11 protein-coding genes are annotated in these 13350 nt (G+C 71.5%); 9 read left to right on the top strand and 2 right to left on the bottom strand.

Features of this window, described 5'->3' with window-relative positions; translation table 11 throughout:
* Positions 1–70: 70 nt before the first annotated feature.
* A complete protein-coding gene (locus ACFWJ8_RS15670) occupies positions 71–850 on the top strand; it encodes an AraC family transcriptional regulator (RefSeq protein WP_378813261.1) in 780 nt (259 codons plus the stop codon).
* 15 nt (positions 851–865) lie between these two features.
* Here the strand turns inward: ACFWJ8_RS15670 and helR are convergent, their stop codons facing one another.
* Complete coding sequence (gene helR, locus ACFWJ8_RS15665) at positions 866–3004, bottom strand: RNA polymerase recycling motor ATPase HelR (protein ID WP_378813259.1); 2139 nt, start codon at positions 3002–3004, stop codon at positions 866–868.
* A gap of 183 nt (positions 3005–3187) precedes the next feature.
* On the bottom strand, positions 3188–3913 hold the full coding sequence (locus ACFWJ8_RS15660) for a FadR/GntR family transcriptional regulator (protein WP_378813258.1): 726 nt from the start codon (positions 3911–3913) through the stop codon (positions 3188–3190).
* A 134-nt stretch (positions 3914–4047) separates the two neighbouring features.
* On the opposite strand from ACFWJ8_RS15660, the gene ACFWJ8_RS15655 reads away from it, so the two are divergent.
* The 8 genes from ACFWJ8_RS15655 to ACFWJ8_RS15620 all read left to right on the top strand — a co-directional run bounded on the left by ACFWJ8_RS15655 (position 4048) and on the right by ACFWJ8_RS15620 (position 13075).
* Complete coding sequence (locus ACFWJ8_RS15655) at positions 4048–5646, top strand: ABC transporter substrate-binding protein (protein ID WP_378813255.1); 1599 nt, start codon at positions 4048–4050, stop codon at positions 5644–5646.
* 62 nt (positions 5647–5708) lie between these two features.
* Complete coding sequence (locus tag ACFWJ8_RS15650; protein ID WP_378813253.1) at positions 5709–6665, top strand: ABC transporter permease; 957 nt, start codon at positions 5709–5711, stop codon at positions 6663–6665.
* Between the two features lies 1 nt (position 6666).
* Entirely contained in the window at positions 6667–8733 is a 2067-nt protein-coding gene (locus ACFWJ8_RS15645; RefSeq protein ID WP_378813250.1) for a dipeptide/oligopeptide/nickel ABC transporter permease/ATP-binding protein, read from the top strand.
* Entirely contained in the window at positions 8730–9536 is an 807-nt protein-coding gene (locus ACFWJ8_RS15640; RefSeq protein ID WP_378813248.1) for an ABC transporter ATP-binding protein, read from the top strand. Before ACFWJ8_RS15645 ends, ACFWJ8_RS15640 begins: the two co-directional genes overlap by 4 nt.
* Positions 9537–9547: 11 nt before the next feature.
* The gene (locus ACFWJ8_RS15635) at positions 9548–10522 is read left to right on the top strand and encodes a dihydrodipicolinate synthase family protein (protein WP_378813245.1); all 975 of its coding nucleotides are present in this window, start codon (positions 9548–9550) and stop codon (positions 10520–10522) included.
* Positions 10522–11481 carry an ROK family protein gene (locus ACFWJ8_RS15630; RefSeq protein WP_378813243.1) on the top strand — a complete coding sequence of 320 codons (960 nt, stop codon included), beginning with the start codon at positions 10522–10524 and terminating at the stop codon, positions 11479–11481. The genes ACFWJ8_RS15635 and ACFWJ8_RS15630 overlap by 1 nt, the downstream gene beginning before the upstream one ends.
* Positions 11478–12173, top strand: a complete 696-nt coding sequence (locus ACFWJ8_RS15625; protein WP_378813241.1) for an N-acetylmannosamine-6-phosphate 2-epimerase — start codon at positions 11478–11480, stop codon at positions 12171–12173. Before ACFWJ8_RS15630 ends, ACFWJ8_RS15625 begins: the two co-directional genes overlap by 4 nt.
* Positions 12170–13075, top strand: a complete 906-nt coding sequence (locus ACFWJ8_RS15620; RefSeq protein ID WP_378813238.1) for a DUF4862 family protein — start codon at positions 12170–12172, stop codon at positions 13073–13075. The genes ACFWJ8_RS15625 and ACFWJ8_RS15620 overlap by 4 nt, the downstream gene beginning before the upstream one ends.
* Positions 13076–13350: the final 275 nt, after the last annotated feature.

Here is a 13350-nt window from a genome sequence, read left to right as displayed (position 1 = left end):
TCCGCGGGGTGGCCGGCCACCGATAAAGTGCCTCATGATGCCCGTAGCCCGCCAAAGTCCTCTCCCCGCGGTGACGTCGCTCGTCTGGCCGTCCGGCGGTCGACACCTGTGGCGATCCGGCGGCTCGAGCGCAGTGCAGTCCCATGCCCGCGGTCATCTCGTCTACGCCGCTGCGGGAGTCCTGACCGTCCAGACCGACCGTGGGACGTCGATCGTCCCCGCCGACCGGATCGCCTGGACTCCGGCGCGGGTCGCCCATCGGCACACGGCCCACGGCAGCACCGACATGCGGATCGTCTTTCTGCCGCCGTCGCTCGCCGGGCGTGTCCCCGACCGCCCCGCGGTGTTCCTCGCGAACGGGCTCGCGCGTGAACTGCTGCTCACGCTCACGAACCCGCAGGACTCCGACGGCAGCACCACGGCCTACAGCCCATCGGCGCGTGCTCGCCTGATGCGTGTGCTCGTCGATGAACTCAGAGAGGCGCAAGAGCAGCCTCTCCACCTGCCGGAGCCGCAGGACGATCGCCTCCGGGCCGTCGCACGGATGCTGGCCGACGATCCCGCGGACAGCAGCTCGCTCGCCGAGCTGGCCCGGAGGGCAGGGGCCGGCACACGCACGCTCAGCCGGCTGCTTCACGACGAGCTCGGCATGACGTTCTACGAGTGGCGCAGCCAGCTGCGCATCCATCGCGCCCTCGTGCTCCTGGCCGACGGGCACGACGTCACCCAGACCGCCCACGCCTGCGGATGGGCGAACCCCAGCGGCTTCATCGCCGCCTTCACGGCCATCATCGGCAGCACTCCCGGGCGCTACCAGTCCAGCCGTCAGCAGGCGACGCGCGATCCGTGACCACGCCCGGCAGCGTCACCCCTCGAGGATCGCGAGCCGCTGCGTCGCGCGGGTCATCGCGACGTACCGGTCGACCGCGCCCTCGATGCCGTCGCCGAACGCGTCGGGCTCGACCAGCACCACCAGGTCGAACTCGAGCCCCTTGGCCAGCTCCGGGCTCAGCGACCTCACGCGGTCCCGAGCCGGGAACGACGGATCGCCGATGACGCAGCCGATGCCGTCGGGGTGCGCCTGGAACCACTGCTCGACGATCGCGTCGCGTTCCGACACCGGCGCGTGGAGCACCGGCACACCGCTCGTGCGGATCGACAAGGGCACGTTCGCGTCGGGGATCGCCGCACGGATCACGGGTTCGGCCGCGGCCATGACCTCGCTCGGCGTGCGGTAGTTGACGGTCAGCGAGGCGATCTCGACCTGCGTCAGCCCGGCGCGCTCGAGGCGCTCCCGCCACGACTCGCGGAAGCCGTGGCGCGCCTGCGCCCGGTCGCCGACGACCGTGAAGCTGCGGGACGGGCACCGGGCCAGCAGCATCCGCCACTCCGCGTCGGTGAGCTCCTGGGCCTCGTCGACGACCACGTGCGCGAACGGGCCGGCGAGCAGGTCGGGGTCGAGCGCGTCGAGGACGGACTCGTCGACCAGGCTGTTGCGCAGGTCGTCGCCGTCGAGCCACGTCATCATCTCGTCGCCGGCCTCCTTGAAGCGGTCCACGACGTGCGCCATGTACTCGCGCTCCTCGGCGAGCCTGGCCTCGCGCTCGCGACGGCGGCGTGACGCGCCCGGATCGCCCAGGCGCCGGCGTGCGGCGTCGAGCAGCGGCAGATCCGAGACGGTCCAGGCCGCGGCATCCCCTCGCTGCAGGAGCTCGATCTCGCCGGCCGAGAGCCACGGTGCGCAGCGGCGCAGGTACGCCGGGACGCTCCACAGATCCGCGACGAGGACGGATGCCTCGACCAGTGGCCATGCGCGCCCGAACATGCGGGTCAGTGCCTCGTTGCGTGCGAGGGCCCGCCGGAGCTGATGCAGCGGGACCTCCTCGCCGTCGAGCTGATCGGTGAGGATGTCGAGCACGGTGTCCCACACCTGGTCGCGGGCCTCGTTGTGCGGCAGATCCGACTCGGCGGACGCGAACGCCTCCTTCCAGTCCTCGGGAGTGAGCGACACCTCGCCCCACTGCGTGCCGATCACGATGCCCTGCGTCGGCGGCTCCTCGTACAGGGCCACGGCGGGCTCGATCGCGTCGACCATGCGGGCGTCGGCCTTGAGTCGGGCGATGCGGGGCTCGTCCTCAGGGTGCGCGGCGCTGCCCTCGGCGACGAGGTCGCGCAGTGTGCACGTCTGCACGCTCTCCTCGCCGAGCGAGGGCAGCACGTCCTCGACGTACGACAGGTAGGCAGAGCTCGGCCCCACGAACAGCACGCCGCCGTGGCCTTCGCCCAGCAGCGGATCCGCGTAGACGAGGTACGCGGCGCGGTGCAGCGCGACCACGGTCTTGCCGGTCCCCGGGCCGCCGTCCACGACGAGCGCACCGCGTGAGCCGGCGCGGATGATGGCGTCCTGATCGGCCTGGATCGTGCCGAGCACGTCGCGCATGCGCGGCGACCGGCTCGCGCCCAGGCTCGCGATGAACGCCGACTGGTCGTCGAGCGCGGCCGTCTCGTCCAGTCCTTCGGCGGTGAACACCTCGTCCCAGTAGTCGGTGATGCGACCGCCGGTCCAGCGGTAGCGGCGGCGGCTCACCAGGCCGTGGGGGCTTGCGAAGCTCGCGGCGAAGAAGGGCTCGGCCGCCGGCGTGCGCCAGTCGACGAGCAGGCGCCGGCCGCCGGCATCCGTGAGTCCGAACCGGCCGATGTACACCGGGTCGGAGCCGTCGGCGGGCACCATGCGGCCGAGGCAGGCGTCGAGGGTGAAGCGGCGCAGCATGCGCAGGCGGGCCGAGAGCCGGTGGATCTCCAGGTCGCGCTCGAGCGCGGACTGGCCGCGGCCGCCGGGGCGCAGGCGCACCTCGTCGAGCTGCGCCTCCAGTCCGGCGGTCTGGCGGGCGAGGGTGTCGGCGATCGCGGCGAACCAGCGTTCATCGGCGGCGATCAGTGCGGGGGCGGACTTGGCGGCAAGGCGTTCGGGCAGGTGGAAAGCGCTGACAGAGGGGGGATTCACGGCATCGACTCCAGGCGAGGATCGGGCGGCGCACGCGTCGCGACCGACCAGTATGCGCCCCCGAGGGGCCCTTGCCGCAAGGCCCCCTCCCACGGGTATCCTGGAAGTGCAGGCGGGGGCCTGTCCGACGAGCGGCTGCCGCGCGATGCGCGCCCGCTCGTCCTGTATCTCCGGGGCCTTCCGTCAGCTCTCGCGACTGCCGGCCGCCTGGGTCAGTGAGCGCTGCAGCGGGCCGTAATGCTCGATCACGGCGCGCCGGTAGGCCTCGCCGTCACCGCGGCGCGCGGCGTCCAGCATGTCGCCGTGGGCGCGCGCGGTCAGCTGGATGTCGGCGGGCGGAGCGATGTCGAGCTGCGGCACGACCGCGGTGTGGACGTCCCAGAAGGCGCCGACGAGCTGCTCCGCGAGGCGGTTGCCGGTCGCGGCGAACAGGCTCGTGTGGAACGCGCGGTCAGCCTCGAGGAAGGTCTCGCCGTGCTCGGCCTTGTCGACCATCTCGTCGACCATGGCCTGGAGTGCGGCGGTGTCGGCGCCCTCGATGGCGGCCACGACCTTGTCGGCCATCGCGAGGTCGAGGGCGAGGCGCACCTCGACGACCTCGCGCAGTGCGTCGATCGAACCGTCCGGGGCCAGCACGCCCCGGAACACCAGGGCCTGCACCATCGGATCCAGCGACATCTTGCCGACGTATGTGCCGTGGCCGTGGCGCACGTCGACGATGTCGAGCGTCGACAGTGTGCGGATCGCCTCGCGCACCGAGGAGCGCGACACGTCGAGCGTCTCGCACAGCTCCGCCTCGGTGGGGAGGGGGTCTCCGGGTCGCAGGTTGCGCGTGAGGATGAGCTCCTTGATCTGATCGGCGGTCGTCGCGCGTCGCATGCGCGATGCGCGCTGGTCGATCGAGGTCATCCGGCCCCTCCGTTCGTGGGTGGTGTACGTAACGAGTTCGTTTCGCCCATTGTGGCGGTCGCGAACCTGTGTTTATAGTACGTCAGACGTCTGATGTCCTACAAGGCGTCGTTCCCTCACCATTTGGAGCACCCATGAACCGAAACACGACCCGCTCCCGTCGCGGTCGTTTCGCGGTCGTAGCGGCAGGCATCGTGGCCACTGCGCTCGTGCTGGCCGGCTGTGGATCGTCCGGATCCGCCGCGCCCGACAAGACCGAAGCCGCCGCCGAAGTCGACCCCGACGGCATCATCGAAGCCGGCATCTCCTACGCGCTCAGCGGCAGCTTCGACCCGATGATCGCGTCGGGCGCCGTGACCGTCGCCGCGAACTGGCACATCTTCGAGGGGCTCGTCGACCTCGACCCGGTGACGAAGAAGCCGTACGCGGCACTGGCCGCAGACCTGCCGACGCAGGTCGACGACACGACCTACGACATCGACCTGCGCGAGGGTGCGACGTTCCAGAACGGCGAGCCCGTCACCGCAGACGACGTGGTCTTCAGCTACGACCGCGTGCTCGATCCCGCCAGCGGTTCGCTGTTCACGACCTACATCGGCTTCATCGAGTCGGTCACGGCGGTCGACGAGGACACCGTCGAGATCAAGACGAAGTTCCCCTTCTCGCTGCTGAACGAGCGGCTGGGCATCGTCAAGATCGTCCCGAAGGCCCTCGTCGAAGCCGACCCCGAGGGATTCGGCGCCAACCCGGTCGGGTCCGGCCCGTACTCGCTCGTCTCGGCGGTGCCCGAGGACAAGCTGGTCTTCGAGGCCTACGAGGACTACAACGGGCCGCGCCCGGCGAAGGCCGCCGGCATGAACTGGAACCTGCTCGCCGACTCGGCGGCGCGCGTGACGGCGATGTCGTCCGGCACCATCCAGGCGATGGAGGACGTGCCGTACATCGACGTCGACACGCTCGCCTCGACCGTCGACGTCGAGAGCGTGCAGTCGTTCGGCCTGCTGTTCATGATGTTCAACCTGCAGGCGCCGCCGTTCGACGACGCCCGGGTGCGCCAGGCGTTCTTCTACGCGATGGACATGGACAAGATCATCGGCACCGGCATGCTCGACAACGCCACCGCGGCCATGTCGTTCCTGCCGAAGGAGTGGCCGAACTACAACGAGGCCTCGACCGTCTACAGCTACGACCCCGAGAAGGCGAAGGAGCTGCTCGCGGATGCCGGCGCCTCCGACCTCTCGATCACGCTGCTGACCACCGACACCGGCTGGGTGAAGGAGGTCGCCCCGCTCATCCAGGAGTCGCTGGAGTCCGTCGGCGTGAAGGTGACGCTCGACATCGGCCAGTCCGGCGCGCAGTACGCGAAGGTGGATGCCGGCGACTACACCGTCATGGTCGCCCCGGGTGACCCGTCGGTGTTCGGCAACGACCCCGACCTGCTCATGAACTGGTGGTACGGCGCCAACGTGTGGACGCAGACCCGCACGCACTTCGCCGACACCCCCGAGTATGCCGAGCTGCGCGAACTGCTCGACACGGCGGTCCAGCAGACCGGTGACGAGCAGCAGCAGACGTGGAACGACGCGTACGACCTCCTCGCCGAGCAGGCCGTGCTGTACCCGCTGTTCCACCGCAAGCTCCCCACCGCGTGGAGCGGCGAGGACCTCGTCGGCTTCGCCCCGGTGCCCACGACCGGTCTGTCGTTCCTCGACGTCGGCGTCGCCGCCCAGTAATCCGCCTTCGGCCGGGGCGCGGCATCCCGAACCGCGTCCCGGCCCCCTCGGAAGGACCTCACGTGTCCAACACGCTCCGCCTCATCGGCAGACGGCTGCTGCAGCTGCCGCTGATGATCCTCGGCATCACGTTCCTGGTGTTCTTCGTGATGTCGTTCTCGCCGGTCGACCCGGCCCGCACCGCGCTCGGCGAGACCGCCTCCCCGGAGGCGCTCGAGGCGTACCGCGCCTCCCACGGCCTCAACGACCCGCTCCTCGTGCGCTACATCGCGTTCCTCGCGGGGCTGCTGCACGGCGACCTCGGCACGTACTCCGCGCGGAGCCTGCCGGTCGCCGACGAAGTGGCCCGCGCGTTCCCCATCACGCTCTCGCTGACCCTGTTCGGTCTGCTGATCGCCGTCGTCGTCGCATTCGTGCTCGGCGTCCTGGCCGCCGTGTACCGCGACAAGTGGCCGGACCAGATCATCCGCGTGCTGGGCGTCGGCGCCCTGTCGACGCCGTCGTTCTGGCTCGCGATCCTCCTCATCCAGCTGTTCACGCTGCAGCTGGGGCTGCTGCCCGCCTCGGGCAGACTGCCCGAGTTCAGCGAGGATCCGGCGGGATGGCTCGCCCGCATGACGCTTCCCGCGGTGGCGCTCGCGATCCCCGTCATCGGGCAGCTGTCGCGCGTCGTGCGCACGTCGATGGTCGAGGAGCTCGACCGCGACTACGTCCGCACCGCCCTGGGCGCCGGCATCCCCCGCGTCATCGTGGTCGGCCGCAACGTGCTGCGCAACGCGCTCATCACCCCGGTCACCGTGCTCGGCCTGCGCATCGGGTATCTGCTCGGCGGCGCCGTCGTCATCGAGGTGATCTTCGCGATCCCCGGCATGGGCACGCTGATCCTCAACGGCGTGACCAACAACGAACCCAATCTCGTCCAGGGGGTGACGCTCGTGGTCGCGCTCGCGTTCGTCGTGATCAACATCGTCGTCGACCTCCTGTACGTGCTCATCAATCCCCGAATCCGGGCGGTGTGACATGCGACGCAAACTGACAGAACGCCTCTCCACGCCGGGGCTGCGCTTCGGCGCGGTGTCGACCGGCACCGTGATCTGCCTCGTGATCATCGGCATCATCGCCCTGGCCGCGATCTTCGCGCCGTTCGTGGCTCCCTACGACCCGCTCGCGTCGGGTCCGGCGGTGCAGCCGCCGAGCGCCGAGCACTGGTTCGGCACCGACCGGCAGGGCCGCGACATCTTCTCGCGACTCGTCTACGGCGGGCGCTACTCGCTGACGATCGGCCTCGGCGCGACGATCGCCGCGCTGATCGCCGCCGCGGTGCTGGGCACGATCGCCGCGACAGCGCCGAAGTGGATCGCCGAGACGCTCATGCGCGTCATGGACGTCGTCATGTCGTTCCCCGGCATCGCGCTGGCCGCCGTGTTCGTCGCGGTGTTCGGGCGGTCGCTCCCGGTGCTCATCCTCACGATCGCCTTCCTGTATGTGCCGCAGCTGACCCGCATCGTGAGGGCCAACATCCTCGACCAGTACGGCGAGGACTACGTGTCGGCGGTGCGGGTGATGGGCGCCTCGACCGCGCGGATCATCGTCAAGCACGTGGCGCGCAACACGATGGCGCCGGTGCTGGTGTTCGCGACGGTGCTGGTCGCCGACGCGATCGTGTTCGAGGCATCCCTCTCGTTCCTGCAGGCGGGCGTCCCCGACCCCGAGCCGTCGTGGGGCAACGTGATCGCCGCCGGCCGCAACCTGCTGATGAGCGGGGCCTGGTGGGCGACGTTCTTCCCCGGTCTGCTGATCATGGTGTCGGTGCTGTGCCTCAACATCGTGTCGGAGGGCATGACCGACGCGATGGTCGCCCCGAAGGCGCGGAAGCTGAGCACGGAGGCCGTCTCGACCGAGGAGTCGACGACCGCGCTCGAGGCCGTGCAGGCCCCGACGGGCGAAGACACGTCCGCGGCCGACGTCGCCGACGGCACAGCGTACGAGAAGGCCGTGCCGGTCGTCACCGTCGCGACGCCGACACTCGAGGCGAGCACCGCCGCGGTGCCGCTGGACGAACGGCTCGCCCAGCTGCGCGTTGTCGAGTCCGCACGGACCGACCGGCTCGTGTACGAATCGGATGCCGCACCGCTCCTGGACGTGCAGGACCTGTCGATCTCGTTCCCGCGTCACGGCGATGTGGCCGTCGTCGACCGGGTGAGCTTCACGGTCCGCCCGGGCGAGACGATGGCGCTCGTCGGCGAGTCCGGCTGCGGCAAGTCGATCACGTCCCTCGCGATCATGGGCCTGCTCGATGGGAGCGCCACGGTCACCGGGCGGATCATGTTCGAGGGCCGAGACCTGCTGGAGCTGCCGGCCGGTGCGCGCAACGCGCTTCGCGGCGACGACATCGCGATGATCTACCAGGATGCGCTCAGCTCGCTGAACCCGGCGATGCTGATCCGCTCGCAGATGAAGCAGCTCACCTCCCGTGGCGGCACCCGCTCGGCTGAGGAGCTGCTGACGCTGGTCGGGCTCGACCCGGCACGCACGCTCGCGTCGTACCCGCACGAGCTGTCGGGCGGTCAGCGGCAGCGTGTGCTGATCGCCATGGCGCTCACGCGCGACCCGAAGCTCGTGATCGCCGACGAGCCGACCACCGCGCTCGACGTCACGGTGCAGGCGCAGGTGATCGAGCTGCTCAACTCGCTGCGCGAGAAGCTCGGGTTCGCGATGGTGTTCGTGTCGCACGACCTGGCGCTCGTGGCCGAGATCGCGCACCGCATCACGGTGATGTACGCCGGGCAGGTCGTCGAGCAGGGCACCACCCGCGAGATCCTCACCCAGCCGGTGCACGAGTACACCCGCGGGCTGCTCGGGGCGGTGCTGTCGATCGAGTCCGGCTCGGACCGTCTGCACCAGGTGCCGGGCACCGTGCCGTCGCCCAGGGACTTCCCCGCGGGCGACCGGTTCGCCCCGCGCTCGTCCGACCCCGGACGCGGCAAGGGCGTCACGCCGGTGCGCCGCCGCATCGAGGGCACCGAGCACTCCTACGCCGCGCATCCCGACGATGCGCCCGTCCAGCCCATCGGAGGTGCGCGATGACCGAGTCGATCATCGAGCTGCAGGACGTCCATGTGCGCTTCAAGACGCGCACGTCGGGCTGGTTCCAGAAGAGCTACGTCGATGCGCTGGCCGGCGTCTCGCTCACGGTGAAGCGCGGGCAGACGCTCGGCATCGTCGGCGAGTCCGGGTCGGGCAAGTCGACGGCGGCGAAGGTGCTGGTCGGGCTGGAGCAGCCGACGTCGGGCACGGTCGTGTTCGACGGCGAACCGGTCACCGCGTTCACGCGCGGCGTCCGCCGGCGGATCGGCCGCGTGCTGTCGGTCGTGTTCCAGGACCCCGCGACCGCGCTCAACGCCCGCATGACGATCCGCGACGGGCTGCTCGATCCGCTGCAGGTGCACGGGGTGGGCACGCCCGCCCAGCGCGAACGCCGGGTGCGTGAGCTGATCGGACTGGTCGGGCTGCCGGCATCCGCTCTCGACGCTCTGCCGGGCCAGCTCTCGGGCGGTCAGCGGCAGCGCGTCGCGATCGCCCGCGCACTCGCCCTCGAACCGCAGGTGATCGTCGCCGACGAGCCGACCTCGGCCCTGGACGTGTCGGTGCGCGCGCAGATCCTCAACCTGCTCACCGACCTCAAGAACGACCTCGGGCTCGGGATGGTGTTCATCTCGCACGACATCCAGACCGTCCGGTACCTGTCCGACGAGATCGCCGTCATGAACAAGGGGCGGGTGGTCGAGTTCGGCCCCGCCGCCCAGGTGTTCGACGACCCGTCCGATCCCTACACCCGCACGCTGCTCGGCGCCGCGCCGTCGCTGCTCGACCCCACTCCGCTCGGCTGAAAGAACCTTCGATGTCTGCTTCCTCCACTCCGCTGTTCACCGGTGTCGTCCCTCCGGTCGCCACTCCGCTCCTCCCCGACGGCGGTGTCGACCACGCCTCGCTCGAGCGCCTCGTCGACTATCTCGTCACCTCGGGCGTCCACGGCCTGTTCGCGCTGGGCTCCACCGGTGAGACGGCGTACTTCACCGACGACCAGCGCGTCGAGATCCTGCGCACGATCGTGTCGGCCGGCGCCGGCCGCGTGCCGGTCATCGCCGGCGCGATCGACCTCACGTCGGCGCGCATCGCGGCCCTGGGGCGTCGCCTGGTCGAGACGGGGGCGGATGCCGTCGTCACGACCGCCCCGCTGTACACGCTCAACTCGCCCGGCGAGGTCGATAGACACTTCCGTGCCATCGCCGCGGGCGTCGACGCGCCGCTGTGGGCGTACGACGTGCCGGTGCGCGTGCACTCCAAGCTCGGGCTCGGGCTGCTCATGGACCTCGCGACCGACGGTGTGATCGCCGGGGTCAAGGACTCGTCCGGCGACGACGTCGGGTTCCGCCGCCTCGTCGCCGCGAACCAGGCGGCCGGCCATCCGCTGCAGCTGCTCACCGGGCACGAGGTCGTCGTCGACGCCATGCTGCTCGCGGGCGCCGACGGCGTGGTGCCCGGCTTCGCGAACGTCGAGGCGACCGGGTACGTGCGGCTGTGGGATGCCGCCGTCCGCGGTGACTGGGCGGCCGCGCGCGCCGAGCAGGAGCGCCTCAACCGTGCCTTCGAGATCGTGTTCCAGCCGCAGGGCCTCTCGGGCGATGCGACCGGTGTGGGCGCGTTCAAGGCGGCGATGAAGGCGCGCGGCATCATCGACCACGCCACGATGGCGTTCCCGACGCAGCCGCTCGACGAGATCGCCGTGGAGCGCATCCACGGCATCCTCGCCGAGCTCGACCTGCTGCCCGACGCGACGCGCACGGGTGCGGCGTCCCCCGGCTCGGCATCCTGATGACGGAGGTCGTGTTCGCCGTCGACATCGGCGGGACGAAGACGACGGCCGCCCTCGCCGACCGCGACGACGTCGTGCTCGACACCGCGACCGTGCCCACCCCTGCGGGGGAGGGGCCGGAGGCCGTGGTGCGTGCTGTCGTCGGCCTGGCCGCCGAGCTCGCCGAGCGCGCGGGCGGCCCGGGTGCTATCCGGGTGTGCGGCGTCGGGGTGGCGACCGCCGGTGTGGTCGACGTGTCGGCGGGCGGGATCGTGTCGTCGACCGACACGTTCGCGCGCTGGACCGGCACGCCGCTCGCTGCCCGGCTCCGCGAGGCGCTCGGCGACCTGCTTCCGCCCGGGGCCCCGATCCACGTGCAGAACGACGTCGACGCCCATGCGCTGGGAGAGTTCCGCCACGGGGCCGCGGCCGGTGCCCGCAGCGCGCTGGTGGTGGCGGTCGGCACCGGCGTCGGCGCCGGGGTCGTGGTCGACGGCGTCGTGCTGCGCGGCGCGCACCATGTCGCCGGTGAGATCGCGCATCTGCCGGTCCCCGGCGCGGAGCACCTGCGGTGTCCGTGCGGCCGAGCCGGGCACCTGGAGGCCATCGGCTCGGGCGTGGGTCTGCACCGCCACTACCTCGCACTGGGCGGGGACCCGGAGGTCGCCGATGCCCGCGGCGTCGTGGCGCGCTCCCGCGGAGGCGACCCGATCGCGCGCCGGGCGCTGGTCGAGTCGGCCGCGGCCGTGGGCCGCGGGATCGCCGGCGCCGTCACGCTGCTCGACCCCGAACGCGTCGTCGTGACCGGCGGAGTGGCGCAGATCGGCGAGGATTGGTGGACTCCGATGACCGCGGCGTTCGCCGCCGAGGTGATCGACGCCCTGCAGGACGTCGTCATCGCGCCGGGCGAGCTGGCCGCGGACGCGCCGCTGCGCGGGGCCGCGGCATCCATCTGGGAGAAATGCGAGGTCATGACATGAGGTTCTCGGCGACCGAGACGCTGAACCGGCTCGACGGCGGACTGATCGTGTCGTGCCAGGCCTACCCCGGCGAGCCGATGCGCGACCCGCGGACGATGGCACAGGTCGCGCGCGCCGCGGTCGTCGGGGGAGCGGCGGGCATCCGGCTGCAGGGCCTCGACGACATCCGCGCGGCCGCCGACCTCGACGTGCCCGTCGTGGGCCTCGTGAAGGCCGGCGACGCCGACGTGTTCATCACGCCGACGCTCGAGCACGCGCTCGCGACCGCCGCCGCCGGCGCTGACATCGTCGCGCTCGACGGCACGCGCCGCCCGCGACCGGACGGTCTCACGCTCGCCGAGACCATCGCCCGGCTGCGCGACGAGCACGACGTCCTCGTGATGGCGGACTGCGGCTCGCTCGACGACGCCGTCGCCGCCGAGGTCGCGGGGGCGGACCTGCTCGGCACGACCCTGTCCGGGTACACGCCCGAGCGCCCGAAGACCACGGGACCCGACCTCGAGCTCATCGCGCTGATCGCGGCACGGTGCGAGCGGCCGATCGTCGCCGAGGGGCGCATCCACTCGCCCGGGTCCGCGGCCGCCGCCCGTCGCGCCGGTGCTTTCTCGGTGTGCGTCGGCACGGCGATCACGCACCCCTCGACGATCACGTCGTGGTTCGTGGACGCGCTCGCCGAGACCGCACGGTCGTGAAGCCCGTCTACATCAGCGCGTACGCGGCCTCGCCCGCGTTCACCCGGTGGGATCCGGCGCTGGAGGCTGAGCTGCTCCCCGCGCTGTGCGCGCTGCCCGGGGTCGTCGGCCTCGAGGTGCCGTGGCTGGGCGCGCTGCATCCGCACGATCCGGAGTGGTTCGTGCGCCACGTGCCGCCGGGTGCGCGCCTCGCCGTGACACCGCTGCCGTGGGTCATGCGCCGCACCGCAGAGAACCCCTCGTACGGGATCGCGTCGGGGGATGCCGCCGGCCGAGCCGCCGCGCTCGACGACCTGCGGCGCGTGCGGGCCGACATCGGGCGCCTCGCCGGCTCCGTCGAGCTCGTCGCACTCCACACCGCCCCGCGCGGGGGCGGGGACCCGGTCGCCCTGTCCGCCTCGCTCGACGAGCTCCGCTCGTGGGATTGGGGCGGTGCCCGGCTGGTGATCGAGCACTGTGACGCGGTGCGACCCGGCCGGCCGTTCGAGAAGGGGTTCCTCGCCCTCGCCGAAGAGCTCGCCGCGCTCGACGGCAGCGACATCGGTCTGTGGCTGAACTGGGGCCGTTCGGCGATCGAGCTGCGCGACCCCGACGCGGTGACGACCCAGATCCGGGATGCCGCCGCCTCGGGCCGCCTCGTCGGCCTGACGTTCTCCGGCGCTGCCGCCGAGGACGGCCCGTACGGCGGCGCCTGGGTCGACGGACATCCTCCCCTGCTGTCGGCGGACCCGGACTCGAAGTCGCTCCTCGACGACGCGCACGTGGCCGAGGCGCTCGCTGCGGCGCCGGAAGCTCCGGCACTGGGCCTCAAGGTGAGCCGCCTGCCGTCGGACCGCACCGCCGCCGACGTCGTGGCGACCGTCGCCCGCAATCTCGACGTGCTGCGTCGCCTCGGCGCCTGACGGGCGCCCGTCAGGCGCGCGCAGCGCGCCATCCTGCGGGACACGCCCGGGATGCAGCGCTGATTCGACGCGCGGCCCGAATCGGCGTAATGTTCTTGTTGTTCGCCCCAAAGGGTAGAGCGAAGGGCCTGCTGGTCCGGCTCCCCTCAAGTTGCGAACACCTCACTCCCTGAAGCAAGAGTCGCTGGTGCGGCTGGTGGTTCGGTGGGTGTAAGGTTGTGAAGTTGCCCTGGGGTGATGGTCGTGAGGCTGGAACCCGGGTGCGTCCGATCTTT

The organism is Microbacterium sp. NPDC058389 (genome assembly GCF_042722305.1).
Lineage (GTDB): Bacteria > Actinomycetota > Actinomycetes > Actinomycetales > Microbacteriaceae > Microbacterium.
This window is presented reverse-complemented; position numbering and strand designations above follow the sequence as displayed.